Here is a 26,699-nt window from a genome sequence, read left to right on the forward strand (position 1 = left end):
CGGTAACTTACCCGGGCAAAGCGACGTATTACCTGACGCAACGAAAGCGTCTTCCGTATGAGGAGGCATCCTGATCGATGCTGCCGTATGGGCAGCGATTCGATCTCCCGCAAGGAACGAGACCTCCATGTCGCGCCAAAGCCTGGCTATGGCGGGTTCTTCGAGTCATGAAGCCCGCTCTATAAACGCACCCGCCGAGGCCGATGAGGCCGGCGAATTCACCATCAGCGATCTCGCTCGCGACTTCGACGTCACGCTGCGTACCCTTCGCTTCTACGAGTCGCGCGGCCTGATCACGCCGACCCGTTCGGGGATGGTGCGCATCTATTCGGCGCGCGATCGCGCGCGGCTCGCATTGATCCTCAAGGGCAAGCAGCTCGGCTTCACGCTGGTCGAGATCCGCGCCATGCTCGCCAATGAGGACAAGAAGGGCGGAGCCGGGGACAAGGCCGCCAATGTCGGTGGCCTTCAGCTCAGCCGCGACCAGATCGTCGAGCAGCTCGAGCTGCTGCGCAGCCAGCGTGCCGAGATCGAAAGCGCGATCTCAGAGCTTGAGGCTTCGCTCGCCCGCTTCCCGAAAGCCTGATCTCCTTTTCGTTCTGGCTACCCACGAAACCCCGGCTTTGCCGGGGTTTTTTTATGCCGCATGCCCAGCCGCCGTCCGCAGAACGACAAAAAGGCGGTGTACCCGGTTGCATGTCGACTGAGATTGTTTATATATGAACTATCTTCAGGCGGCCCGGTTGACGAAGTGCCGCTCAGCGACGAGAGGGAGGACCAGATGCCGGTCTACAAGGCGCCCGTCGACGATACGCTTTTCCTGCTCAACGACGTTTTCAACATCGAGCGCTACAACAATCTCCCGGGCTTCGCCGATGCGAGCGCGGATGTGGTCGAGGCTGTGCTCGGCGAGGGCGCCAAGCTCTGCGAGGAAGTCCTCCAGCCGATCAACTATTCCGGCGACCAGGAGGGCTGCACGCGCCATCCCGACGGCCGGGTGACGACGCCGAAAGGCTTCAAGGCGGCCTATGAGGCCTATGCCGGCGGCGGCTGGATCGGGCTTGCCATGGACCCCGAATATGGCGGCCAGGGCCTGCCCTACACGCTCGGCGCCGTGATGAACGAATATGCCTCCGCCGCGAACATGGCCTTCGCCATGTATCCGGGCCTGACCATGGGCGCGATCGCCGCGCTCTACGTCCATGGCTCCGACGAGCAGAAGCGGGCCTATCTGCCGAAGATGATCGAAGGCACATGGTCGGGCACGATGAACCTGACCGAGCCGCATTGCGGCACCGATCTTGGCCTGCTCAAGACCAAGGCCGTGCCGAACGGCGACGGCTCCTACGCGCTGACCGGCACCAAGATCTTCATCTCGGCCGGCGAGCAGGACATCACCGAGAACATCATCCACCTCGTGCTTGCCCGCATCGAGGGCGCACCGGCCGGCGTGAAGGGCATCTCGCTCTTCGTCGTGCCGCGCAACCAGATCGGCGCGGATGGCTCCGTCGGGGAGAACAACCACGTCTCCTGCGGCTCGATCGAGCACAAGATGGGCATTCACGGCAATTCGACCTGCGTCATGAACTATGAGGGTGCGCAGGGCTGGCTCATAGGCGCCGAGAACAAGGGCCTCAACGCCATGTTCGTGATGATGAACGAGGCCCGTCTCGGCGTCGCCATCCAGGGCCTCGCCCAGTCCGAGGTCGCCTACCAGAATGCCGTCGTCTACGCCAAGGAACGCCTGCAGGGCAGGGCGCTGACCGGCGCCCAGGCAGCCGACAAGCCGGCCGACCCGATCATCGTCCATCCCGACGTGCGCCGCACGCTGATGTCGATCAGGGCGTTCAACGAGGCCGCCCGTGCCTTCGTGCTCTGGAACGCGCTGCAATCCGACATCGCCCATCGCTCGGGCGATGCCGCCGAGCGCCAGGCGGCCGACGACCAGCTCGGCCTGATGACACCGGTGCTCAAGGGCGTGCTCACCGATATCGGCTTCGACAATGCCGTGAAGGCGCAGCAGATGTTCGGCGGCCACGGCTACATCGCCGAGACCGGCGTCGAGCAGTTCGTCCGCGATGCCCGCATCGCCATGATCTATGAGGGCGCCAACGGTGTGCAGGCCATGGATCTCGTCGGCCGCAAGCTCGGCCGCGACGGCGGGCGTGCCATCATGGCCTTCTTCAACGAGGTCGGCGGCTTCCTGAAGGACAACGCCGAGGACGAGGCTCTGAAGCCTCTGCTCGGGCCGCTCCAGGTCTCGCTCGGCCATCTCCAGCAGGCGGCGATGTGGTTCATGAACAACGCGCTCGCCAAGCCGGACAATGCCGGCGCGGGGGCGAACGACTTTATGCACCTGCTCGGTCTGGTCTCGCTCGGCTACATGTGGGCGAGGATGGCCAAGGTCGCGCAGGAGAAGCTCAAGGCCGGCGCCAACGGCGCGACCGAGCGGATGAACGCCAAGCTGGTCACGGCCCGCTTCTTCATGGAGCGCACCTTGCCCGAGACTGCCGCGCATCTGGCGCGGATCACTGCCGGTGCCGATACGACCATGGCGCTGACGCCTGAGCAGTTCTGACGATCGACTGTCATGCCCGGGCTCGACCCGGGCATCTCTTGCAGAACCCGCTGGATGACGAGATGGTCGGGTCAAGCCCGACCATGACGTCCGGCACCAGAACGCGCCGGCCGACGGCGCCCCGGGAGGCCACCAAATGGCAGACGCATTCATCTACGATCACGTCCGCACGCCGCGCGGCAAGGGCAAGGCCGATGGCTCGCTGCACGAGGTCACGGCGATCGAGTTGGGCACGCAGGCCCTGCGCGCTATCAAGGACCGCAGCAACCTCGATCCGCTGCTCGTCGAGGACGTGGTGCTCGGCTGCGTCGATCCGGTCGGGGAGGCTGCGGCCGACATCGCCCGCACCGTGGCGCTCAAGGCCGGCTACGGCAAGGAAGTGCCGGGCGTGCAGATCAACCGTTTCTGCGCCTCCGGCCTCGACGCGGTGAACCTCGCCGCCGCGCAGGTCATGTCCGGCCAGAAGGAGATGGCGATCGGCGGCGGCGTCGAATCCATGTCCCGCGTCGGCATGGGCGCCTCCGGCTTCGGCATCGCCGTCGACCCCAGCGTCGCGATCGACACCTATTTCATGCCGCAAGGCATCTCGGCCGACCTCATCGCGACGAAATATGGTTTCTCGCGCGACGATGTCGACGCCTTCGCCGTCCGCTCCCACCAGCGCGCCGCCAAGGCCTGGAAGGAAGGGCGTTTCAAGAACTCGGTCATCCCCGTGACCGACGTCAACGGCCTCATCATCCTCGACCACGACGAAACCATTCGTCCCGAGGCCAATATGCAGGCGCTGGCCGCGCTGAAGGCCTCCTTCGTCCAGATGGGCGAGATGGGCGGCTTCGATGCGGTCGCGACCGCGGCGCATCCGGATGTCGAGTTCGTCAACCACGTCCACCACGCCGGCAATTCGTCGGGCATCGTCGATGGCGCGGCGGCCGTCCTCGTCGGCTCGAAGCGCGCTGGCCGCGCGGCGGGCCTGAAGCCGCGCGCTCGCATCAAGGCCTTCGCCACGGTCGGCTCCGACCTCGCGCTGATGCTGACCGGCCCGATCGACGTCACCCAGCTCGTGCTGAAGAAGGCCGGCATGACCTTGAAGGACATCGACCTCTTCGAGCTGAACGAGGCCTTCTCCTCCGTGGTCCTGCGCTATCAGCAGGCGCTCGACATCGACGACGACGTTCTGAACGTCAACGGCGGCGCCATCGCGATGGGCCACCCGCTGGGCGCGACCGGCGCGATGGTGCTCGGCACCGTGCTCGACGAGCTGGAGCGGCAGGACAAGCAGACCGCGCTGGTGACGCTCTGCGTCGCGGTCGGAATGGGCGTTGCGACCATCATTGAGAGGGTCTAGCGCCGCCGTCATTCCGGGGCGCCGCATAGCGGCGAGCCCGGAACCCATGACCACCAGCCGCTGCGGAAGAGGCGCAGCGGCTGCCGCAGCAAATCAACATCACATGTCGTGTTCATGGGTTCCGGGCTCCTCGCTGCGCTCGGCCCCGGAATGACGAGGGAGGATTTCAGATGAACCTCACCAATTTCCGCTTCGAGACCGACGCCGACGGTATCGCCGTCGCGACCTGGGACATGCCGGGCCGCTCGATGAACGTCATCACCCCCGAGGCGATGGAGGAGCTGAACCAGATCGTCGACAAGGTCGCCGCTGACGAAGCCATCAAGGGCTGCGTCGTCACCTCCGGCAAGGAGAGCTTCTCCGGCGGCGCCGACCTCACCATGCTCCAGGGCCTGCGCGATCTCTATGTGAAACTCGCCAAGGAGAAGGGCGAGGCGGTCGCGATGCAGAGCTTCTTCGACGAGAGCCGCAAGCTCTCGCTGCTCTACCGCAAGCTCGAGACCTGCGGGAAGCCCTTCGCCGCCGCGATCCATGGCGTCTGCCTCGGCGGCGCTTTCGAGCTCTCGTTGTCCTGCCAGTATCGCGTCGTCTCGGACGATGCCTCGACCCGCGTCGGCCTGCCTGAGATCAAGGTCGGACTCTTCCCGGGCGCCGGCGGCACCCAGCGCGTGGCGCGCCTGATGCAGACCGGCGACGCGCTCCAGATGATGTTCAAGGGCGAGCAGGTGAAGTCGCTGCCGGCGCGCAATTCCGGCCTCGTCCACGCCGTCGCGCCGCGCGCCGACATCGTCCAGAACGCCAAGGACTGGCTCAAGGCCAACCCGCAGGCGACCCAGCCCTGGGACCAGAAGGGCTTCAAGCTGCCCTCCAACAAGGTGCATTCGCCGGCCGGCATGCAGATCTGGCCGCCGGCCAACGCGATCTATCGCCGCGAGACCAACGACAACTACCCCGCTGCCCGCGCCATCCTCTCGGCTGTTTATGAGGGGCTGCAACTGCCCATCGACCTCGCGCTGAAGGTCGAGAGCCGCTACTTCGCCAAGATCCTGCGGACGAAGGAGGCGGCCTCGATGATCCGCTCGCTCTTCGTCTCGATGCAGGAGCTGAACAAGGGCGCCCGCCGCCCGGCCGACGTGCCGCCCTCCAAGCTCAAGAAGGTCGGCGTCATCGGCGCCGGCTTCATGGGCGCCGGCATCGCCTATGTCACGGCGCAGGCCGGCTTGGACGTCGTGCTGATCGATAAGGACATCGAGGCGGCGGAGAAGGGCAAGGCCTATTCGCACAAGCTGGTCTCCGACCAGATCATGAAGGGCCGCGCCAAGACCGCCGACCGCGACGCGCTGCTCGGCCGCATCAAAGCCTCAGCCGACTATGCCGATCTCAAGGGCTGCGACCTGATCGTCGAGGCCGTCTTCGAGGACCCGAAGGTCAAGGCGGCGGTGATCGCCGAGGTCGAGGCCGTGGTCGGCCCGCGCACCATTTTCGGCTCCAACACCTCGACGCTGCCGATCACCGGCCTCGCCGAGACCAGCCAGCGGCCGAAGAACTTCATCGGCATCCATTTCTTCTCGCCGGTCGAGAAAATGCTGCTGGTCGAGGTCATCATGGCCAAGAAGACGGGCAAGAAGGCGCTCGCCATGGCGCTGGACTATGTCCGCGCCATCAAGAAGACGCCGATCGTCGTCAACGACACCCGCGGCTTCTATGCCAATCGCTGCGTCGGCAACTACATCCGCGAAGGCCATCTCATGCTGATGGAGGGCGTGCCGCCGGCGATGATCGAGGCCGCCGGCAAGCAGGCCGGCATGCCCGTCGGCCCGCTCTCGCTGAACGACGAGGTAGCGGTCGATCTCGCCTGGAAGGTGCTGAAGGCGACCAAGGCCCAGCTCGGCGACGCTGCCGTCGATCCCGCGCAGGAGAAGCTGCTCTCCGACATGGTCGAGAAGCACGGGCGGCTGGGTCGCAAGAACAAGAAGGGCTTCTACGATTATCCGGAATCCGGGCCGAAGCGGCTCTGGCCAGGCCTCGCCGAACTCGTCGGCAAGCGGCTCGACCCGGAGAGCGTCGACATGGAAGAGCTGCAGCAGCGCCTGCTCGTCACGCAAGCCCTGGAAGCAGCCCGTACCTATGAGGAAGGCGTCGTCACCGATCCGCGCGAGGCCGATGTCGGCTCGATCATCGGCTTCGGCTTCGCGCCTTACTCGGGCGGCACGCTCTCCTACATCGACAATATGGGCGCGGCCGTCTTCGTGAAGCTCTGCGAGAAGCTGGCCAAGGCCCATGGCGAGCGCTTCAAGCCGAACCGGCTGCTGAAGCGCATGGCCAAGACCGGCGAGAGCTTCTACGCCACGGCGGAGAAGAGGGCGGCGGCCTGACGACGGAACGGCGTCCATGGCTGTTCGGCCCATCGTGCGGTTCCCGGATCCGCGTCTGCGCGTGGCGGCCGAGCCCGTCATCCGTTTCGACGCGGATTTGCGGGCGCTTGCCGATGATCTGCGCGACACGATGCGGGCGGCGCCGGGCGTCGGCATCACCGCGCCGCATATCGGCGTGCCGCTGCGGTTGGTCGTGCTGGAGCTGACGCCGGGCGAGGTCGCGGTCTACGTCAATCCGGTCGTCGTCGAGGCGTCGTCCGAGATGATCCGCCATAGCGAGGGCAGCGTCTCGATGCCGGGCGTAGTCGACGAGATCGAGCGCCCGGCGCGGGTGACGATAGGCTATCGCGATCTCGACGGCGTCGAGCGGACCGAGGCAGCGGAAGGCTTTCGGGCGATCTGCCATCAGCACGAGATCGACCAGCTCGACGGCATCTTCTGGATCGACCGCCTGTCGCGCCTCAAGCGCGACAGGCTTATCGCGCGCTACAACAAGTTGCAGCGCGGGTGAACTGATCGCCGGCTATCGCGCCAGCCCGCCGAAGACAAAATCATTCGTCAGCTTCACCGACGTCTGCCAGCCATCCGGCTGATTATAGTTGCCGGCGGTGACCGCGACGACGATATCGAGGTCCGGCGCGACGACTAGGCGCTGGCCGCCATTGCCGAAGGCGCCGTATCGCACCGAGGGTGTGCCATAGCGCGGCAGGTACCAGTGATAGCCGTAATCGAGGCCGTCGCCCGTCCTGATGCGCGAGGTCAGGCTCGCCTCCAGCCAATCGGCGGGGACGACCTGCCGGCCGCCATATGCGCCCTTGTCGAGCAGCAGCTGGCCGATGGCGGCGAGATCGCGCGGGCGCAGGCGCAGGCCGGAAGCCGCGGCCTCCAGGCCGTTCGAGCCCTTGATCCAGGCGAAATCGCCGATACCCAGCGGAGCGAACAGGCGCTCGCGGGCAAACGAACCGAGCGGCATGCCGCTGCCCTTCGCGATCAGATGGCCGAGCAGCGCGGTTGCGCCGCCGCTATAGGTCCAGGCCTCCCCGGGCGACCGGTCGATCGGCCGGTCGAGGATGAAGCGATAGCGATCGGGCGCGCGTTCCATGGCGATCTCGCTGTTGCGCGGATCGCTATACGGCAGGGATTCGTCCCATTGCGTGCCCATGGTCATCGCGAGCACATGCGATACGCGCAGCCTCTGGCGGGCCGCGTCGGCGGTGAGATCGGGGTATTCGGGGAAGCTCGCGAGCAAGGGCGCGGTCGGCCCCGGCACCAGCCCGTCCGCGAGCGCGATTCCGTAGAGCAGCCCGACGATGCTTTTCGAGACGGAGCGCAGGTCGTGCAATTCGCCGGCATCGAAGGCGACGACGCCTCGGCTATCGCCCCAGATCTCGTCGGCGCCGGGGAAGTAACGCTCGAGCGCGATCTTGCCTTGCCGCAGCACGACAAGGCCGTGGAGGCCTTTCAGCTCTCCAGCGGCGAAGGCCTTGTCGATGCGTTCGCCGGCGTCCGCCCGGAAACCGGCCTCGACGAGCGAGAGGCTCTGCCACTCTCTCGTCGATTGTCGTGCGGCGACAGGGGCAGCCATAAGGGCCATGCCCGTCGCTGCCAGGAAAGCGCGGCGGTCCATGGCCTGGTGCGAATCAGTTCGCCACAGCCCGGATCACCCGGCGCAGCTTCTCGACCAGTTCGCCGACCTGGCTTTCCGTGATGATCAGCGGCGGCGAGAAGGCGATCGTGTCGGCGGCGGTGCGGACCATCAGCCCTTCCTCGCGGAAGGCACGGTCCATCGCCTCGTAGCCGCGCTTGCCCGCGCCTTCCGCGCGCGGAGCGAGATCGACGGCGCCGACGAGGCCGAGTGTGCGGATGTCGACGACGTTGGGCTCGCCCTTCAGGCTCATCACCGCATCGGCCCAGGCATCCTCCATCGCACGGGCGCGCTCGAACAGCCCTTCCTCGCGATAGATGTCGAGGGCCGCCAGCGAAGCGGCCGCTGCCAGCGGGTGGCCCGAATAGGTGTAGCCGTGAAACAGCTCGATGACGTTGTCCGGGCCGTTCATGAAGGCGTCGTAGATATGCTTGCGCACGATCACGCCGCCCATCGGCACGGTGCCGGAGGTCACGCCCTTGGCGAAGGTGATCATGTCCGGGATAACCCCGTAGCGCTCCGAGGCGAAGGCGAAGCCGAGGCGGCCGAAGCCGGTGATGACCTCGTCGAAGATCAGCAGGATGCCGTGCTTGTCGCAGATCTCGCGCAGGCGCTTGAGATAGCCCTTCGGCGGCGGCAGCGCGCCGGTCGATCCCGCCATCGGCTCGACGATGACGGCGGCGATGGTCGAGGCGTCATGCAGCGCGACGACGCGTTCGAGATCATCCGCGAAATGCGCGCCGTATTCCGGCTCGCCCTTGCTGAAGGCCTGCTTCTCGCGGTCATAGGTGTGGGCGATATGGTCGGTGCCGGTCAGCAATCCACCGAAGAACTTGCGGTTGTTGACCATGCCGCCGACCGAGATGCCGCCGAAGCCGACGCCGTGATAGCCACGTTCGCGGCCGATCAGACGGGTTTTCGAGCCCTTGCCCGAGACGTTCCAATAGGCAAGCGCGATCTTGAGGGCCGAATCAGCCGCTTCCGAGCCCGAGCCGGCGAAGAAGACATGGTCGAGATCGCCTGGCGCCAGCGCCGCGATCCGGGCGGCGGCGGCGAAGACCTTGGGGTGGCCGTATTGGAAGGACGGCGCGTAGTCGAGCTCGCGCGCCTGCGCCTGGATCGCCTGGATGATCGGCTCGCGGGCGTGGCCGGCATTGCAGCACCACAGGCCCGCCGTGCCGTCCATGACCGGCTTGTTGTCCGGCGTATAGTAGAACATGCCTTCGGCCCGCGCGACCATGCGCGGGTTCTTCTTGAACGACCGATTGGCCGTGAACGGCATCCAATAGGCTTCGAGATCGTTCGGCGTACCGATGGCGGAAGGTGCTGAAGTCATCGAAGGGCCCCTGTGGATTAACCTTCGTTGAACCTAGCAGGCGAAAGCGGGCTGTAAATCGCCATCATGGTGCGCCATGGCTGCACCGGACAAATAGCGGTCTGGGCAAGGCCGCACGTGACGTTAGGTCGTCGATGGCGTAATCTCCCCACTTGGGGCGCAGACTGAACGGACCCCGATGACAGAAGGCGATGGTGATCCTGGACGGCTGGACGAGCGGGCCGCAGCGATCATCCGCGCGGAGCTGGCCCGTGTCCTTGCGTCCGACGCCTTTCGCGCCGCGCCCCAGCTTTCGGCTTTCCTGAGCTTCATCGTCGAGCGCACGATCGAAGGCCGCGCCGCCGAATTGAAGGGCTACACAATAGCCGTGGAAGGCCTCGGCCGGCCGGCCGACTTCAACCCTCAGATCGACCCGATCGTCAGGGTAGAGGCGGGCCGGCTCAGGCGTGCGCTGACGCAGTATTATGGCGGCGAAGGCCAGGGCGATCCGGTCGGGATCTCTATGCCGGTCGGCGGATACGTTCCCGTTTTCGAGATCGTCGACGCGAATGAAGAGATTGGTTGGGTTCCGGCTCCCGCCCGTCGGGACGAGGACACCATGGCGGCGCCACGGGCCGCAAAACCCGCCGATCGCGTCGCCGCGCGTCGGTGGTCCGTGGCTACCATTGCGGCGCTCGCGCTCGGCCTTCTCGCGCTCGGCTGGTGGTATCTGGCGCTGCCCGACGCGCCGGCCGAGCTCGCTTCGACCAGAATGACGGGAATAGAACAGGGCGCGGGCACACCGCAGGGCATCGCAACTTCGCTGCAGCTTGTCCGCGTCGCGATCACGATCCCCACCGTGCCGTCCGATCCCAAGCTGGCAGGCATCCTGCGCCGGTTCTCCGATCTGCTCGTCGATGCGATGGCCCGCTTCGACGATCTCGTGACGATCAAGGCTCCTGCGCCAGGGGCGGCGGCGCCTGCCGACGTCGACTATGTTTTCGAGATGAACGTCCAGGCCGTCGATGGCGGCGTCGAGGGGTTGGGTCGCCTGCGTTCCGTTCGGGACGGACGCATCGTCTGGACGGCGTCCTCCGGCCGGCCATCGCTCGAACTGCTGCAGGAATCCGACCTTGCCGAGATGGCCCGCAGGCTGGCGACAAGGCTGATCGAGCCGTTCGGCATCATCCCGGCCGATGCGCGCCAGTCGCCGCCGACACCGGCGGTTGGCTGCGTCCTGCAATCCTTCGATGCCCGGCGCTCGATGTTGCCGGACGACCTTCTCGCCGCCCGGTCTTGCCTTGAGAAACTGGTGGAGCAGGAGCCGGGCTTCTATCCGGCCTGGGCCCATCTTGCGATCATGACGCTTGGCGAGCATGGCTCCGGTTTCAATCCCGAGACCCTCGTTCCCAAGAACCTGGACGACAAGGGCCGTTCACCGCTCGATCGTGCGCTGGCCGCGGCTCTCACTGCCATTCGCCTGGCTCCGTCCGGCGCGCGCGCCTATCAGGCGATGATGAAGGTCCTGCTCTTGCGCGGATCGACCGAGGAGGCGATCCAGAAGGGGCGGGAAGCTCTGACGCGCAATCCCTATGATCCCGACATCATGGCCGATCTCGGGTCGCTCTATGTCCGGCTCGGCCGGCCGATCGAGGGGCTGCCGCTGCTCGAGCGCGCGACGGCGCTGAGTGTCGGGCGCCCGCCGCGCTACGATTTCTATGCCTTTCTGGGGGCCTATCTGATCGGGGCGAAGAAGGTTTCCGAGACCTATGCCGCCACGCTCGCCGCCGACACCAGCCCGTTCGGCCTGCTGGCCCAGGCACTGCGCGCCGCATCGGACGACGACTCGCCGGCACAGGCCAAGGCCATCGCAGGGCTGCGCGACAAGGCGCCGCTCTTCGCCAGGGATCCGCGCGCCTATCTGGCCCGAAAGGGGTTCGCCGAAGAGGTGACGGGCAAAATCCTGGCCGCGCTCGGGCTCGACAAGTCCTAGGCGTTTTCTGCAAGCCGCCCAGAGCGCCCGCGCTCCCATGTGACGCTGCTCGCATAACATTGTGCGCGCAGGTACTCTGCGGCTCAGTGTTGTGATTCGTTCCCCGCTTTCCGATCCACCCTTGTAGCGCGAACGCTGCCGTGGCCCCCTTGCGCTTGAAAGCCTTGCATCCTCTCGCCGGCGCGATCACCGGCCTTTCGGCCGGCGCGGTGATGACGATCCTGTTGCCTGGCGCGCTCGGCTCGGCGTTGGGGTTGCTCGCCTCGGGCGCTGGCGTATTGGCCACCATCCGTGCCTTCGAGCGCTATGGCCTCGCGCGGCATGAGCAGGCTCTGGCCGGACTTGGCGAAGTCAAGGTCCGGCTCGCCACCAATGCCATCCGTCTCGATGCCCTGTCGCAGCGTGTCGAGCAGATGCCGATGCGGGATGTCGATGCGGCGCCGGCGCGGGCGGCGATCCATGAGCTCACCGCCGAGGTCGGGCTCCTCGGCGATCTCATCCATCAGGTGGCGACGACGCTGGCCGATCATGAGAACGTCCTGGCCCGCCTGCCCGAACCGGCCGCCGCCGTGCCGGCGCCGGCCGCTTCAGCCATTCCCGAAGTCGTTCTCGATCCGGAGGCGGCGCGGCGCGCACGGGCAGAACAGCTCGCCGCCGAACGGGCTGCCGCGGCCAAGGCCGCCCGGGAAGAGGCCGAAGCCGAGCGTGCCGCCCTCATCAGCACCGCGCTCAGCGAGGGGCGTCTCGAAGTCCACCTCCAGCCGATCGTGTCGTTGCCGCAGCGCCGCACCCGCGGCTACGAGGCGCTGGCGCGGCTGCGGCTCGACGAGAACACGCTGCTTCTGCCGCATGAATTTCTCGATACCGTCGAAGCCCGCGGCTTCGGGCCGACGCTCGACGCGCTTGTCCTGACGCGCGCCTTGGCGATCGCCCGGCACCTTGGCTCGAAGGATGGCGATATCTTCGTCTCCTGCAATTTCAGCGCCGCGACCTGGGATTCGTCGCGCGCATTGGCCGCCCTGACGCGCATTCTCGACAAGTATCGCGACCACACCAGGCATCTCGTCATCGAGATGCCGCAGGCGGTCTTCCGCAAGCTTGATCCGACCAGCCTCGGCCTGCTCGGCGCGATGTCAGCGAACGGCGTGCGCTTCGCGCTCGATCATCTCGTCGATCTCAGGCTCGATCCGCATGCGCTGTTCGAGCGGGGCGTGCGTTACGTCAAGGCTCCGGCGGCGCTGCTGCGGGACCATGTCGAGGGCAGGATTGCCAGCGATATCGCGGCCGGCGATCTCGCGGCGATGATGGGCCGCGCATCGGTCACGCTCGTCGCCGAGCAGGTCGAGGACAACCCGCTGGCCGCCGACATGATCGAGCTCGGCGTCACGATGGGGCAGGGGCAGGCGTTCTCTCCGCCGCGCCCGGTCAAACCGGAGGTCTTCGCCGAGCCGGAGGCTGCTTCTGCGCTGTCTCAGGCAGTCTCGTCGCAGGCCCCGCAGCAGGACGCAGCAAACGACGTCGTGCGTCCGATGGTGTCTGCCGAGCTGCCTCCGGCCCCACCCATTCAGCAGGCGGAAAGCCGCCCAGAGCGGCTGCCCTTCCGCTCCGTCCTGCGCCGCGCCACAGCCTGACGCGCGGCGGTGCGCCGCAACATCCGGTTCCGCTCTCTGCGAATCCCGTCTAGACCTGCCTGCGCGAGGCGGCTTCTGCATCGCTACCAGCCGCCGGAGATCGAGACAGTGTCGCCATCGGGGATCGCATCAACCATCGCGCTATCGGGCTTTTCCGAGGTCGCGGACCGCTTCGATCTCTGCCTGTGCGACGTCTGGGGCGTGGTGCATAACGGCGTTGCCGCCTATCGCGAGTCGATCGTGGCGCTGATGCGCATGCGCGAACGCGGCATCAGCGTCGTGCTCGTCACCAATGCGCCGCGTCCGAGCGATGTCATCGTCGGTCAGCTCGACAATTTCGGTGTGCCGCGCGAGGCTTGGGACGCGATCGTCACATCCGGTGATGTCTGCCGGTCCCTGATCCGCGCACGCGCCGGCGAATCGATGTTCCGCCTCGGTCCGGATCGTGACCTGCCGCTGACCGCGGGTCTCGACGTGCGGGAAACCGGTCCCGACGACGCGGCCTATGTGCTCTGCACCGGCCTCTTCGACGACGAGAACGATACGGCGGCGACCTATGCCGATCTGCTGGCCGGCTTCGCCGCGCGGAAGCTGCCGCTGATCTGCGCCAACCCAGACCTCGTCGTCGAGCGCGGCGGCCGCATCATCCCCTGCGCCGGTTCGGTCGCGCTTGCCTATGAGGAGATCGGCGGGCAGGTGATCTATGCCGGCAAGCCGCATCTGCCGATCTACGAAGCAGCGTTAGCCGCGGCCGAGGAGAAGCGCGGTGCCCCGATCGCCCGCGACAGGATCTGCGCCGTGGGCGATGCGATCCGCACCGACATCGCCGGTGCCGAGGGCTTCGGCGCGGCCGGCGTCATGGTGCTGGCGGGCATCCACGCCCAGGATCTGATGGAAGCGTCGTGGGAGGAGCGTCACGGCTGGTTCGGCCGGCAGACGCACCGCCCGGCCTATGCCATGCCTCATCTGGTCTGGTGAGCGGCGCCAGAGCATTTTCGAGCGAAGTGGATACCGGTTCGCGTGAAGAAAATGCGACACAACAAAGAGGTAGGGCGTTTCGCGCTGAGAACGCGGGGATGCTCTACGCGGCCACGCAGACCGATTCGATCTTTGTCTTCAGCATCTGGGCGTTGAACGGCTTGACGATGTAGTTGCTGACGCCGGCCTTCTTGGCGGCGATGACGTTCTCCGTCTTCGATTCCGCCGTGACGATGATGAAGGGCGTCTCGGCCAGCCGCGTCTCCTCGCGCACCTTCTGGAGCAGCTCGAAACCGCTCATCGGCTCCATGTTCCAGTCGGAGATCACGAGCCCGTATTTCTTGTCGCGCATCTTGGCGATCGCCACCGAGCCGTCCGAGGCGTCGTCGACATTCTCGAAGCCGAGTTGCTTCAGCAGGTTGCGGATGATGCGGATCATCGTTTGGTAGTCGTCGACCACGAGGATCGGCATGGTTGGATCGAGAGCCATCGAGACGCTCCAGGGCAGTGCAGCGGTTCCGGCGCCGGAACATACCAGCGCCACGCCGCCCGTTCGGGGCGGCCTCCACTCGCATTCGGTGATAGCTCCGGCACGTTGCGAAGCGGTTAATCCGATTGCCGAGTGACGTAACGACATGATGGCGCGCCGCACCAAAGTTCAATTGCCGTCATATTGCAGTTGCGAGATGCTTAACCCGATCGCTGACAGGGGCTGGGGGCCGCCTGCAAGCCGAGAGAGATCCATGACAGTTCAGCCGATGCCCGGCGCGCTCTATACCGTTCATGCCTTCGAGGATCTGGCCGTCGGCCAGAACGAGAGCCTGATGCGGACCGTGATGGAACGCGATGTCGCGCTCTTCGCCGAGCTGTCGGGCGATGCCAATCCGATTCATCTGTGCGATCATTTCGCTGCCGGCACCAAGTTCGGCCAGCGCATCGCCCATGGCATGCTGACGGCGAGCCTCGTCTCGGCGCTGCTCGGCACGCGCCTGCCAGGGCCGGGTGCCGTCTATCTCTCGCAGACGCTGACCTTCCTGGCACCCGTGAAGATCGGGGATGTCGTCACCGCCCGGGTCGAGGTCGTCGAGCTCGTCACTGAGCGCCGCAGGGCGCGCTTCTTCTGCGAATGCCTGGTTGACGGCAAGGCGGTGATGGAGGGCGAGGCCTGGGTGGCGATGCCGCCGAGGCCGAAATCCTGAGGCGTTCGGCCGGCCGTGGCCTTGACGCCTCGCCGGCCTTCGCCGCAAAGACGACCGACGCCCGGCTTTCGCGGGCAGACGGACGTTCTCGATCGATGTCATCCCCAGCCGATGCGCCGTTGCGCCCAGAGCCGGCGGCCGTGGTCCTCGACCTCGACAAGCCCATACCCGATAGCCTGCGCGGCGCCGTCCTGGCGCTCGGCAATTTCGACGGCGTCCATCGGGGCCACGCCGAGTTGGCGCGCGTGGCGGGCGCCATGGCGAGTGACCTCGGAACCAGGCCCGCCGCCTTCACCTTCGAACCGCATCCGCGCAGCGTCTTCCGCCCGGAGGAGCCGGTATTTCGGCTAACGCCGCCGCAGCTCAAGCTCGAATTGCTGGCCGATTCCGGCCTGGCCCAAGTCTTCGTCCTGCCCTTCGACCGCGACATCGCGGCGATTCCCGCCGAGCGCTTCGTGGACGATCTGCTCATCGGCCGGCTGGGCGCCTCCGGCCTCGTCTGCGGTTACGATTTCCATTTCGGCAAGGGCCGCACCGGCTCGCCGGAGATGCTGCAGGCGCACTGCCTTGCGGCCGGCATCCCGGTCAGGGTCGTCCCGCCCTTCGCGTGGCAGGGCGAGGCGGTGTCTTCGACGCTGATCCGCCAGGCATTGGAGGAGGGCGATGCCGCCCGCGCCGCAGCGTTCCTGGGCCGCCCCTGGTTCGTGCGCGGGCTCGTCGCTCACGGCGACAAGCGCGGCCGCGAACTCGGCTACCCCACCGCCAACATGCACCTCGCTCGCGATTGCCGGTTGCGCCACGGCATCTACGCCGTGCGCATGCGCATCGATGGCGTCTGGCATGACGCCGTCGCGAGCTTCGGCCGCCGCCCCACCTTCGACGACGGCGCGCCGCGGCTGGAGACATTCGTCTTCGATTTCTCGGGCGATCTCTACGGCAAGCGCGTCGAAGTCGCCTTCATCGACTGGTTGCGCGGCGAGGCGAAGTTCGACTCGCTCGATGCCCTGATCGTGCAGATGGACGCCGACAGCGCCCATGCGCGCGACATTCTGACCAAGGCCCCTGCTTTCGACGCGCCGCCCTTCCTTCCTTGAGCAGCGCCTGCTAGAAGCCCCTCATGCCCGCTGAACGCGCCATGCTGATCGATTTTCCCCGGCGAATTACGGGCCCGGCTGCCGCCTCGCGCTAAACAGGCGCGGGCGCTTGCGCAGTCCGGGTTGAAGACCGCTTTTCCCGTTTCAAGAGTGGACGCGCCGGGGCCTGATCGAAGGCCCGCCGTTCCGATTGCCCGAGCCGGATGATGACCGACAGCACCAAGACCGCCCAAGTTGCCGAGAGTGTCGACTATTCGCAGACGCTCTTCCTGCCGCAGACCGAATTCCCGATGCGCGCGGGCCTGCCGCAGCGCGAGCCGGAGTTGCTCGCCCGCTGGGCGAAGCTCGACCTCTATCGCAAGCTGCGCGAGGCCGGGCAGGGCCGGGACCGTTTCGTCCTGCATGACGGCCCTCCCTATGCCAATGGCAACATCCATATCGGCCACGCGCTCAACAAGGTCCTGAAGGACCTCGTCACGCGCTCGCAGCAGATGCTCGGCTACGATTCCAACTACGTGCCGGGCTGGGACTGTCACGGCCTGCCGATCGAATGGAAGATCGAGGAGCAGTACCGCGCCAAGGGGCTGAACAAGGACGACGTTGATGTCGTCGAGTTCCGCAAGGAATGCCGCGCCTTCGCCGAGCACTGGGTCGATGTGCAGCGTCAGGAGTTCAAGCGCCTCGGCGTCGAGGGCGACTGGGCCCACCCCTATCTGACCATGGCCTACCCGGCCGAGGCGCAGATCGCCCGCGAGATCATGAAGTTCGCCGAGACCGGCCAGCTCTATCGCGGCTCCAAGCCGGTGATGTGGTCGGTCGTCGAGAAGACCGCGCTCGCCGAGGCCGAGGTCGAGTACGAGGAGCATGTCAGCGACACGGTCTATGTGGCGTTTCCGGTGCTGAATGCCCCGGCTCCGCTGGCCGGCGCCTCGATCGTCATCTGGACGACCACGCCGTGGACGATGCCGGGCAACCGCGCGATCTCGTTCCACAACAAGATCGGGTACGGCCTCTACAAGGTCACCGCTGCGCCCGAGAACAACTGGGCCAAGGTCGGCGCGACCTACATCCTCGCCAAGAACCTCGCCGAGAGCGTCTTCAAGGCTGCCAAGGTCGAAGCCTTCGAGCTCGTCGCCGACGTGTCGGCCGCCGCATTCGCCGGCCTGACCGCAGCCCACCCCCTGCGCGGCCACGGCTACGATTTCGACGTCCCCCTGCTCGACGGAGACCATGTCACCGACGATGCCGGCACGGGCTTCGTCCACACTGCGCCCGGCCATGGCCGGGAGGACTTCGACATCTGGATGGCGAGCGGCCGCATGCTGGCCGAGCGCGGCATCGAGACCCGCATCCCCTATACCGTCGATGCCGATGGCCGCTTCACCAAGGAGGCTCCGGGCTTCGAGGGCGCGCAGGTCATCACCGACAAGGGCGAGAAGGGCAATGCCAACGACGTCGTCATCAAGGCGCTGGTCGAGGCCGGCAACCTTGTCGCGCGCGGTCGCCTGAAGCACCAGTATCCGCATTCCTGGCGCTCGAAGAAGCCGGTCATCTTCCGCAACACGCCGCAATGGTTCATCGCCATGGACAAGCCGATCGGCGAGGCCGGCGCGCCGGACGTAGCCGATCCGAAGCCGGTCGCCGGTGGCAACGCCGACACGCTGCGCAACCGAGCGCTGAAGGCGATCAAGGAGACCGAGTGGGTGCCGGCCGCTGGCGAGAATCGCATCAACGGCATGATCGCCAACCGTCCCGACTGGGTCGTCTCGCGCCAGCGCGCCTGGGGCGTGCCGATCACCGTCTTCGTCGAGAAGGAGACGAAGGCGATCCTCATCGACGCGAAGGTCAATGCCGCCATCGCCGAGGCCTTCGAGGCCGAGGGCGCCGACGCCTGGTTCACCGACACCGATGGCGCCCGCTTCCTGAAACCGTTCGGCTATGACCCGGCGAAATATGAGCGCGTCACCGACGTCCTCGACGTCTGGTTCGACTCCGGCTCCACCCATGCCTTCACCCTGGAGAAGCGCGCCGATCTGCGCGCCCGCCGCAAGGACGAGGGTGGCAAGGATCGCGTGATGTATCTCGAAGGCTCGGACCAGCATCGCGGCTGGTTCCATTCGAGCCTGCTTGAAAGCTGCGGCACGCGCGGCCGGGCACCCTACGACATCGTCCTGACCCATGGCTTCTGCCTGGACGAGAAGGGCGAGAAGATGTCGAAGTCGAAGGGCAACGTCACCGCCCCTCAGGACATCATCAAGGATTCCGGCGCCGACATCCTGCGCCTGTGGGTCGCGGCGGCGGATTATTCCGACGATCTGCGCATCGGCAAGGAGATCCTGAAGACCTTCGTCGAGACCTATCGCAAGCTGCGGAACACGCAGCGCTGGATGCTCGGCACGCTCGCGCATTTCAGCGAGGATGTCCGCGTTTCCGACGTGCAGACCATGCCGGAGCTGGAGCGGCTGATGCTGCACCGGCTCGCGGAACTGGGGCCGCAGGTCGCGGAGGCCTACCGCACCTATGACTACAAGAAGGTCGTGACGCTGCTTTCGCAGTTCATGAACACCGAGCTGTCGGCCTTCTATTTCGACATCCGCAAGGACGCGCTCTACTGCGACCCGCTATCGAGCCACGTCCGCAAGAGCGCGCTGACGGTGGTCGATCATCTGTTCCGCTGCCTCACCACCTGGCTGGCGCCGATCCTCGTCTTCACCTCCGAGGAAGCCTGGCTCGAACGCTATCCGGAGCAGAAGGCCGCCGAGGGTTCGGTCCATCTCGAACTCTTCGCACGCGCCCCCGAGGATTGGCTCGATCCCGAGCTCGCCGAGCGCTGGAGCAAGATCCGCCGCGTCCGCCGCGTCGTCACCGGCGCGCTCGAGCTTGAGCGCGCCGCCAAGCGGATCGGCTCCTCGCTTGAAGCTGCTCCCCAGGTCTTCGTTTCCGACGCCGATCTCTACGCAGCCCTGTCGGGCGTCGATCTCGCCGAGATCGGCATCACCTCCGATGTCCGCATCGAGAACGGGGAGGGGCCGGCCGAGGCCTTCCGCCTCGCCGACGTGCCGGGCGTGGCGGTGGTGCCGCATCGCGCCGACGGCATCAAATGCGCCCGTTCCTGGAAGTATTTCGACCCGGCGACGGCCGATCCGGCCTATCCGCAGGTGACGCCACGCGACGCGAAGGCTCTGAAGGAGTTGGGAGTGCGCGCCTGATGACGCCTGCCCGCCGCCTCGGTCTGGCCACGGTCCTGATCGTCTTCATCTCCGATCAGGTCCTGAAATCCTGGCTGCTCTACAATGTCGGGCTGGCCGAGAACGGCCCCTTCGATCTCGCCCCGTTCCTGACGATCGTGCTCGCCTGGAACCGCGGCATCTCCTACGGGCTGTTCCAGCAGGGCACCGATCTCGGCCGCTGGTTCCTGGTGGTGATCTCCTTCGTCGCGGCCATCTGGCTCTGGCGCTGGATGTGGCGCAGTCCTGACAGGCTGACGGTGCTGAGCCTTGCGCTGATCATCGGTGGGGCGCTGGGCAACGGCGTTGACCGCGCTGTCTACGGCGCGGTTGTGGACTTCGTTCACTTTCACTGGGGTAATTTCAGCTGGTACATCTTCAACATCGCCGATGTCGCGATCGTTGTCGGCGTGGTCGGGCTCCTGTATGAGTCCTTCCGACCGGCTGGGGAAAAGACAGCTGAGTGACAGTCTCGCCATCGTTTTGCCGCTCCTCCGTGGTTGAGGCGGGTCTTGAGATCGTCCAAAGGGAGATTTGACATGGCGCAACGCATCCGCGTGACGCATCTGCTGCTCGCCGGCGGGCTCGTGCTGGCCGCTCAACCTGCCTTCGCGCAGGAGGGCATGCTGTTCAAGAACCTGATCGAGGGAACTTTTGGCGGCCGTGGTGCCGGCGGCGATATCGAGTATCGCGCTCGGCCGCCGCTGGTCGTGCCGCCGAATTCGACGCTGCCGCGTCCGCAGGATCCTGCCGGCGCCCGCAGTGCCGCCTGGCCCAATGATCCCGACGTCCAGCGCCGCAAGGACGAGGCCAATCGCCCAGCCTATGTGCTGACGGAGAAGGCGCGCAACAACCCGGTCCTGTCGCAGGAAGAGCTGCGCCGCGGCCGGATCTCGCGGGGCGAGGTGGCGCCGACCATCGTCGAGGAACACAGCAACTATAACAACCAGATTCAGCCGATCCGCATCGGCAAGGATCTGGCTGCCCGCCGCAATCAGGCTGCCGAGGAGACGCTGGCCTATGGCAGCGAGCCGCCGCGTCGCCTGCTGAGCGAGCCGCCGACCGGATATCGTCGCCCGGCAGCCACGGCCGCATTCGGCCCCGGTCGCGGTGGCCCGGTCGAGGACAAGCAGGCCGTCGGCCAGCGCGAATTCGTGACCGGCCAAGGCCCGGTGATGCAGATCAAACCCGAATAGGGGCGATCCGCGGAATCGGCTGAGGCGAGCCCTTGCCGAAGCCGGGCAAGCTGACCAAGTTCTCTTTGGGGCGGGCGCATCGTGCCCGCCCCTTCTTATCTGAGCAGGAGACGGCATCAGGTGAATATCCACGCGCGCCAGCCCGACGCGGCGGAGCCCGTCGAGTCCTTCCGCCTCGGTAATGGTCTCGATGTCGTGGTCGTGAAGGACCACCGCGCGCCGGTCGTCACCCACATGGTCTGGTACCGCAACGGCTCGGCGGATGATCCGGCCGGCAAGTCGGGCATCGCGCATTTCCTTGAACACCTGATGTTCAAGGGCACGCAGCGCTGGCCCGCCGGCGAGTTCTCCAAGATCGTCGCCGGCTATGGTGGCCAGGAGAACGCCTTCACCTCCTTCGACTACACCGCCTATTTCCAGCGCGTGCCAAAGGAGCATCTGCGCGCGATGATGGACTACGAGGCCGACCGGATGACCGGTCTCTCCTTCGACGAGAGCGTCGTCGCGCCGGAGCGCGACGTGGTGCTGGAGGAGCGGCGCATGCGCGTCGATTCCGACCCGGCTGCCGAACTCGGCGAGGAATTTTCCGCGACGCTGTTCTTCCACCATCCCTACGGCACCCCGATCATCGGCTGGGAACATGAGATCGAGGGCCTGAGCCGGGACGACGCCTTCGCCTATTACCAGCGCTTCTACACGCCCGAGAACGCGATCCTCGTCGTCGCCGGCGACACCGATGCCGCCGAGGTGCGCCGTCTCGCCGAGGAGAGCTATGGCAAGATCGCGGCCCGCGGCGCGGCGCCGGTCCGCAGCCGCCCGATCGAGCCCGAGCCCCGCGCCTCGCGACGTGTGACGCTGAACGACCGCCGCGTGCAGCAGCCCTCGCTGCGCCGTGGCTGGCTGACCCCGACCTACACCAGCGGAGACCGCGACGAGGTTCTGGCGCTCGAACTCGTCGCCGAGATCCTCGGCGGCGGCACGACCTCGCGGCTCTACCGCAAGCTCTGTGTCGAGGACGAGCTGGCGGCCGGCGCCAATGCTTATTTCATGGGCTCGATGGTCGATCGTTCGGCCTTCCAGCTCTCGGCGAGCCCGCGCCCGGGCGTCGAGATGGCCGCGATGGAGGCAGGCCTCGACGCCGTCCTCGCGACCTTCCTGGCTGAGGGGCCGAGCGAGCTCGAATTGGCGCGCGCCCGCACGCGGCTCGTCGCGGAGACGATCTTTGCCCGCGACAATCAGGCCTCGCTCGCCCGCATCTTCGGCTCGGCCCTGGCTGTCGGCGAGACCGTCGAGGACGTAATCGCCTGGCCGCAGCGCATCGAGGCGATCAGCCGCGACGCCGTCGTCGAGGCTGCCCGCCGCTATCTGAAGCCGGATCGCAGCGTCACCGGCCTGCTCCTGCCCGCCTGACCTCGCGGTCTTACCCTTTCGAACGGGCGGGCTTCAGGGCCCGCCGACAGGAAGCGACATGAACGCGCCGATTCCGACCCCCAAGCTCAATACCGCCGGCCCCGCCATCGCGGTCCAGACCGTCCGCTCGCCCGGCGGCATCGAGGCCTGGCTCGTCGAAGACCATAGCCTGCCGTTGATCGCGGTCGATTTCGCCTTCGACGGCGGCGCCAGCCGGGATCCGGAGAACGCGACCGGTAGTGCCTATCTGATCTCGGGACTCCTCGACGAGGGTGCCGGCAATCTCGACGCCGAAGCCTTCCAGGGCCGGCTGGCGGACCACGCGATCAGCCTCGGCTTCGAGGCCCGCCGGGATGATTTCCACGGTCATCTGCAGACCCTGGCGGGCCACCGCGACACCGCCTTCGAACTGCTGGCGCTGGCGCTCAACCAGCCGCGTTTCGATGCGGACGCCGTTGCCCGCGTCCGGGCGCAGATCATCGCCGGTCTGCAGCGCCAGGCACAGAATCCCGAAGTGATGTGCCGCAACGCACTCTTCGCCGCGGCCTTCCCGGGCCATGCCTACGGCCGGCCGGAGAAAGGCGATGTCGACAGCGTCTCGAAACTGGAAGCCCCGGCGCTCAGGGTGCTGACGCCGGACCTGCTCGATCGCGGCGGGCTCAAGGTCGTCGTGGTCGGCGACATCACGGCTGCCGAGCTCGCCGGGCGCCTCGACCTGCTGTTCGGCGGCTTGCCGGCCGGGGAAGCGCGTCCGCGCCCTTCCGAGCCGCTGCCGATCCAGGGCCTCGGCCAGACACATGTCATCGATCTCGACGTGCCGCAGACCGTCCTGCGCTTCGTGGGACCGGGGCTGATGTGGCACGACCCCGACTTCATCCCCGCGAGCGTGCTCAACCACATCCTCGGCGGCTCCGCCTTCACCTCGCGCCTCTTCATGGAAGTGCGCGAGAAGCGCGGCCTCGCCTATGGCGTCTCCTCCAGCATGATGCCGCTGCGCGAGAGCGCCATGCTGGTCGGCGGCACGGCCACCCGCAACGACCGCGCCGCAGAGTCGATGAAGGTGATCCGCGAGGAGATGATGAAGCTCGCCAGCGAGGGCCCGACCGAACATGAGGTCGAGGAAGCCAAGCGCTACATCATCGGCTCCTACCCGCTGCGCTTCGACACCTCCCCGAAGATCGCCGGCGAATTGCTGCATCTCGCCTTGCGCGGCGACACGCCCGATTTCCTCGCCCGGCGCAATGGCCTCTTCGCTGCCGTGACGCTGGCCGACGTCAAGCGCGTCGCGCAGCGCCTGTTCGGCAATCCCGACCTGCTCGTCCAGGCGGTTGGCAAGCCGGTCGGGCTGGTCTGAAATAGCCCTGTCTTCCTGTCGATACGGATAGTGCCCATGCTTCAGCAAAGCTTCGATCTCGCGCTCGAATCCAAGGTCGGCAAAGGGGGCATTCCCGATGCGGCCTTCGAAAAGGCGCTGGGGGATCTCAAGCCTGCGTTGGCGAAGCTGCAGGGGCAGGCCAGGGATGGCTCGCTTCCGCTGCTGAAGCTGCCGAGCGACACCGCCGATCTCGGCCCCGTGAAGGCTTCTGCCGAGCGCTTGAAGCAGGGCGGCACCACCGATGTGCTCGTGCTCGGCACCGGCGGCTCCAGCCTGGGCGGCCAGACTCTCGCGCAACTCACCGGCTACGGCATCCCCGGCCTCTCCCAGTTCACCTCCGGCCCGCGCGTCCACTTCATCGACAATCTCGACCCGGCGACCTATGCGGCGCTGCTCGCCAGGCTGCCGCTCAAGACGACGAAGTTCGTCGCGATCTCGAAATCGGGCGGCACCGGCGAGACCCTGCTGCAGTCGATCGCGGCAATCGAGGCGCTGCGCGGCGCGCATCTCGACGACAAGCAGATCGGTGATCACTTCCAGGGGCTGTCCGAGCCGGCCAAATCCGGCAAGCTGCACCCGCTGCGCGCGCTGCTGGAACCCTATGGCACGCCCTTCCTCGAGCACCACACCGATGTCGGCGGCCGCTATTCGGTATTGACCAATTGCGGCCTGCTGCCGGCCGCCGTGCTCGGCCTCGATATCGAGGCGCTGAGGCTTGGCGCGGCAAGGGCGGTGGCGCCGCTGCTGGCCGGCAAGGATGTCCGCGAGACGCCCTCGGCGGTCGGAGCCGCGCTTCACCTCGCCGCCATGCGCTCCGGCAAGAACATCGCCGTGCTCATGCCCTATGCCGACAAGCTGGCGCTGCTCACCCGCTGGTGGATGCAGCTCTGGGCCGAGAGCCTCGGCAAGGACGGGCAGGGCACGCAGCCGGTCGGCGCGCTCGGTCCGGTCGACCAGCATTCGCAGCAGCAGCTCTATCTCGCCGGGCCCAAGGACAAGTTCTTCACGGTCTTGACGACGAACGTGAAGGGCAAGGGTCCGAAGATCGACGCCGCCCTGGCGGAAAAGATCGGGCAGGCCGATTTCGCCGGCAAGACGATCGGCGATCTGGTGGCGGCGCAGGGCATCGCCATGATCGACACCTTCGCCAAGAATGGCTGCGCGGTCCGCCGCTTCCATGTCGAGAGGATCGACGAGACCAGCCATGGCGAGGTGCTGATGCATTTCATGCTGGAGACGATCCTGACCGGCTACGCCATGGGTGTGGATCCCTTCGACCAGCCCGCGGTGGAGGAGGCGAAGCTCCTCGCCAAGAGCTATCTTGCCGAGGGGCGCAGCTGAGCGAATCGGCTGGCCGCATTGTCATTCCGGGGCAGGCCGAAGGCCTGAGCCCGGAACCCATAACCGCAGGTCCGACATGGTTCCCTCGACCGCAGCAGCCCCTGTCGGCAAGCTCCGGTGTTCATGGATTCCGGGCTCTTCGCTGACGCGAAGCCCCGAAATGACGGCGAGTCCATGACCGTCCGCCGCCTCGATCCCGTCCTGGTCGACCGCATCGCCGCCGGCGAGGTGATCGAGCGCCCGGCAGCGGCCGTGAAGGAGCTGGTCGAGAACGCGATCGATGCCGGCGCGCGCGCGATCGCCGTCACCATCGCGGGCGGCGGGCGCGAGCTGATCCGCGTCGTCGACGACGGCGCCGGCATGACGCCGGAAGACCTCGAACTCGCGGTCGAGCGCCACGCCACCTCGAAGCTGCCGGAGGGCGACCTCTTCGCGATTCGCTCGCTCGGCTTCCGCGGCGAGGCGCTGCCCTCCATCGGCTCGGTGGCGCGGCTTTCGATCGCAACCCGCCGGCGCGAGGCACCGCAAGGGCACGGACTCGTCGTCGAGGCCGGCGAGAAGGGCGTGGTCCGCCCCGTTGCCGCCGCGCCCGGCACGCGGATCGAGGTCAGCGACCTCTTCATCTTCACCCCGGCGCGCCTCAAATTCCTGAAGAGCGACCGCGCCGAGGCGCAGGCCGTATCCGAGATGCTGCGGCGCCTCGCCATCGCCCATCCCGAGATCCGCTTTTCGCTCGAAGGCGAGCATGTCAGCGCCTTCGACTGGGCGGCGGAGCCGCTTGGCGAGGAAGGCCTGCTGCGCCGCCTCGGCCGCGCGCTCGGCCGCGACTTCCCCGAGAATGCGCTGAAGATCGACGCCGAGCGCGAAGGCTTCCGCATCAGCGGCTTCGCTGGCCTGCCGACCTTCCACCGCGGGACCTCGGCCGGCGTGCATCTCGCGGTCAACGGTCGTCCGGTGCGTGACAAATTGCTGCTCTCGGCCGTGCGCGGAGCCTATGCCGATGTCGTGCCTTCCGACCGGCACCCGGTGCTCTTCGTCGATGTCGGCTGCGATCCGCGCCTCGTCGACGTCAACGTCCATCCGGCCAAGAGCGAGGTGCGCTTCCGCGATCCGGCGCTGGTGCGCGGCCTCGTCGTCTCCGGCCTGAAGGCGGCGCTCGCCGCCGCCGGCCACCGCGCCACCACGACCGGTGGCGCGCGCACGCTCGATGCCTTCCGCGCCGTTTTCTCGATGGGCGGCAGCGGCAACGCCATCCCGCGTCCCGCTTTCCCGGAGACGCCGGGCTGGAGTGCCACAGCGTCGGCCTCGTACTCACCGCCGCAATCCGGCTTCTCCGATTTCGCCGCGCCTTCCGCAGATGCCCGCGCGCATCTCGCCGAGCCCTCGTCCGACGCGCTCGACCGGCCGCTCGGTGCTCCGCGCGCCCAGCTCCACGAGACCTATATCGTCGCCCAGACCCGCGAGGGTGTCGTCATCGTCGACCAGCACGCCGCCCATGAGCGGCTGGTCTATGAGCGGCTGAAAGCCGAGCGTGCCCGCTCCGGCATCGCCCGCCAGCCCTTGTTGCTGCCCGAGGTGGTCGAACTCGACCCCGTCGATGCCGACCGGCTGGTCGCTGCCGGGAGCGAGCTTGAAAGCCTCGGCCTCGTCATCGAAGCCTTCGGCCCGGGCGCGGTGCTGGTGCGCGAGGCACCGGCCCAGCTCGCCGGCGGCAATCTCCAGCGCCTCGTCCGCGATGTCGCCGATGCGCTGGCCGAGCATGGCACGGCCGGCTCCTTGGAACGCCGGCTCGACCATGTGCTGGCGACGATGGCCTGCCACAACTCGGTTCGCGCCGGCCGCCGCATGCGCCCCGAGGAGATGGACGCGCTGCTGCGCGAGATGGAGGTCACGCCCAATTCCGGCCAGTGCAATCACGGCCGCCCGACCTATGTCGAACTGAAGCTCAGCGATATCGAGCGGCTGTTCGGGCGGCGGTGAGGGAACGATCACGGCGC

At 67.0% G+C, this 26,699-nt stretch carries 20 protein-coding genes; 17 read left to right on the plus strand and 3 right to left on the minus strand.

The window, feature by feature from the left end:
• The first annotated feature begins 127 nt into the window (after window positions 1-127).
• The 5 genes from AC2FAN_RS12085 to AC2FAN_RS12105 all read left to right on the plus strand — a co-directional run bounded on the left by AC2FAN_RS12085 (window position 128) and on the right by AC2FAN_RS12105 (window position 6,809).
• Window positions 128-586, plus strand: coding sequence for a MerR family transcriptional regulator (locus tag AC2FAN_RS12085; RefSeq protein ID WP_265052156.1), 459 nt, complete (start codon window positions 128-130; stop codon window positions 584-586).
• 195 nt (window positions 587-781) lie between these two features.
• Window positions 782-2,578: an acyl-CoA dehydrogenase C-terminal domain-containing protein gene (locus AC2FAN_RS12090; RefSeq protein WP_265052157.1), complete on the plus strand. Its 1,797-nt coding sequence runs from the start codon at window positions 782-784 to the stop codon at window positions 2,576-2,578.
• A 136-nt stretch (window positions 2,579-2,714) separates the two neighbouring features.
• The gene (locus AC2FAN_RS12095; protein WP_485174260.1) at window positions 2,715-3,923 is read left to right on the plus strand and encodes an acetyl-CoA C-acetyltransferase; all 1,209 of its coding nucleotides are present in this window, start codon (window positions 2,715-2,717) and stop codon (window positions 3,921-3,923) included.
• Between the two features lie 170 nt (window positions 3,924-4,093).
• A complete protein-coding gene (locus AC2FAN_RS12100) occupies window positions 4,094-6,298 on the plus strand; it encodes an FAD-dependent oxidoreductase (RefSeq protein ID WP_485174262.1) in 2,205 nt (734 codons plus the stop codon).
• A 16-nt stretch (window positions 6,299-6,314) separates the two neighbouring features.
• On the plus strand, window positions 6,315-6,809 hold the full coding sequence (locus AC2FAN_RS12105) for a peptide deformylase (RefSeq protein WP_485174264.1): 495 nt from the start codon (window positions 6,315-6,317) through the stop codon (window positions 6,807-6,809).
• Between the two features lie 12 nt (window positions 6,810-6,821).
• Here AC2FAN_RS12105 and AC2FAN_RS12110 read toward each other — a convergent pair whose 3' ends face one another.
• Together AC2FAN_RS12110 and aptA are read right to left on the minus strand one after the other, a co-directional pair.
• Window positions 6,822-7,883, minus strand: coding sequence for a serine hydrolase domain-containing protein (locus AC2FAN_RS12110; RefSeq protein ID WP_485174266.1), 1,062 nt, complete (start codon window positions 7,881-7,883; stop codon window positions 6,822-6,824).
• A gap of 55 nt (window positions 7,884-7,938) precedes the next feature.
• On the minus strand, window positions 7,939-9,279 hold the full coding sequence (gene aptA / locus AC2FAN_RS12115) for an omega-aminotransferase AptA (protein ID WP_265052162.1): 1,341 nt from the start codon (window positions 9,277-9,279) through the stop codon (window positions 7,939-7,941).
• A gap of 178 nt (window positions 9,280-9,457) precedes the next feature.
• Between aptA and AC2FAN_RS12120 the strand changes: the two genes are divergently transcribed.
• The 3 genes from AC2FAN_RS12120 (at window position 9,458) to AC2FAN_RS12130 (ending at window position 13,860) form a co-directional block, all read left to right on the plus strand.
• Complete coding sequence (locus AC2FAN_RS12120; protein WP_485174269.1) at window positions 9,458-11,251, plus strand: tetratricopeptide repeat protein; 1,794 nt, start codon at window positions 9,458-9,460, stop codon at window positions 11,249-11,251.
• A gap of 140 nt (window positions 11,252-11,391) precedes the next feature.
• Window positions 11,392-12,882 (plus strand): EAL domain-containing protein, encoded by a 1,491-nt coding sequence (locus AC2FAN_RS12125; RefSeq protein ID WP_485174271.1) that lies wholly within the window; start codon window positions 11,392-11,394, stop codon window positions 12,880-12,882.
• 108 nt (window positions 12,883-12,990) lie between these two features.
• Window positions 12,991-13,860: a TIGR01459 family HAD-type hydrolase gene (locus AC2FAN_RS12130; RefSeq protein ID WP_485174273.1), complete on the plus strand. Its 870-nt coding sequence runs from the start codon at window positions 12,991-12,993 to the stop codon at window positions 13,858-13,860.
• Window positions 13,861-13,963: 103 nt separating this feature from the next.
• Here AC2FAN_RS12130 and AC2FAN_RS12135 read toward each other — a convergent pair whose 3' ends face one another.
• Window positions 13,964-14,350: a response regulator gene (locus AC2FAN_RS12135; protein ID WP_265052166.1), complete on the minus strand. Its 387-nt coding sequence runs from the start codon at window positions 14,348-14,350 to the stop codon at window positions 13,964-13,966.
• Window positions 14,351-14,603: 253 nt separating this feature from the next.
• Between AC2FAN_RS12135 and AC2FAN_RS12140 the strand changes: the two genes are divergently transcribed.
• The 9 genes from AC2FAN_RS12140 (at window position 14,604) to mutL (ending at window position 26,682) form a co-directional block, all read left to right on the plus strand.
• A complete protein-coding gene (locus tag AC2FAN_RS12140) occupies window positions 14,604-15,059 on the plus strand; it encodes a MaoC family dehydratase (RefSeq protein WP_265052167.1) in 456 nt (151 codons plus the stop codon).
• Between the two features lie 95 nt (window positions 15,060-15,154).
• Window positions 15,155-16,153, plus strand: coding sequence for a bifunctional riboflavin kinase/FAD synthetase (locus AC2FAN_RS12145; RefSeq protein WP_485174275.1), 999 nt, complete (start codon window positions 15,155-15,157; stop codon window positions 16,151-16,153).
• A 206-nt stretch (window positions 16,154-16,359) separates the two neighbouring features.
• Entirely contained in the window at window positions 16,360-19,362 is a 3,003-nt protein-coding gene (gene ileS, locus AC2FAN_RS12150) for an isoleucine--tRNA ligase (protein WP_485174277.1), read from the plus strand.
• A complete protein-coding gene (lspA, locus tag AC2FAN_RS12155; protein WP_265052170.1) occupies window positions 19,362-19,847 on the plus strand; it encodes a signal peptidase II in 486 nt (161 codons plus the stop codon). The genes ileS and lspA overlap by 1 nt, the downstream gene beginning before the upstream one ends.
• Window positions 19,848-19,919: 72 nt before the next feature.
• Window positions 19,920-20,576 carry a hypothetical protein gene (locus AC2FAN_RS12160; protein WP_485174280.1) on the plus strand — a complete coding sequence of 219 codons (657 nt, stop codon included), beginning with the start codon at window positions 19,920-19,922 and terminating at the stop codon, window positions 20,574-20,576.
• Window positions 20,577-20,696: 120 nt separating this feature from the next.
• Window positions 20,697-21,986, plus strand: a complete 1,290-nt coding sequence (locus AC2FAN_RS12165) for a M16 family metallopeptidase (protein WP_265052172.1) — start codon at window positions 20,697-20,699, stop codon at window positions 21,984-21,986.
• A 58-nt stretch (window positions 21,987-22,044) separates the two neighbouring features.
• On the plus strand, window positions 22,045-23,340 hold the full coding sequence (locus tag AC2FAN_RS12170; protein ID WP_265052173.1) for a M16 family metallopeptidase: 1,296 nt from the start codon (window positions 22,045-22,047) through the stop codon (window positions 23,338-23,340).
• 36 nt (window positions 23,341-23,376) lie between these two features.
• A complete protein-coding gene (locus AC2FAN_RS12175; protein ID WP_485174282.1) occupies window positions 23,377-24,702 on the plus strand; it encodes a glucose-6-phosphate isomerase in 1,326 nt (441 codons plus the stop codon).
• Between the two features lie 174 nt (window positions 24,703-24,876).
• Window positions 24,877-26,682 carry a DNA mismatch repair endonuclease MutL gene (mutL, locus tag AC2FAN_RS12180; RefSeq protein WP_485174284.1) on the plus strand — a complete coding sequence of 602 codons (1,806 nt, stop codon included), beginning with the start codon at window positions 24,877-24,879 and terminating at the stop codon, window positions 26,680-26,682.
• Window positions 26,683-26,699: the final 17 nt, after the last annotated feature.

This window comes from Allobosea sp. RIT-PG3_2 (assembly GCF_057321085.1).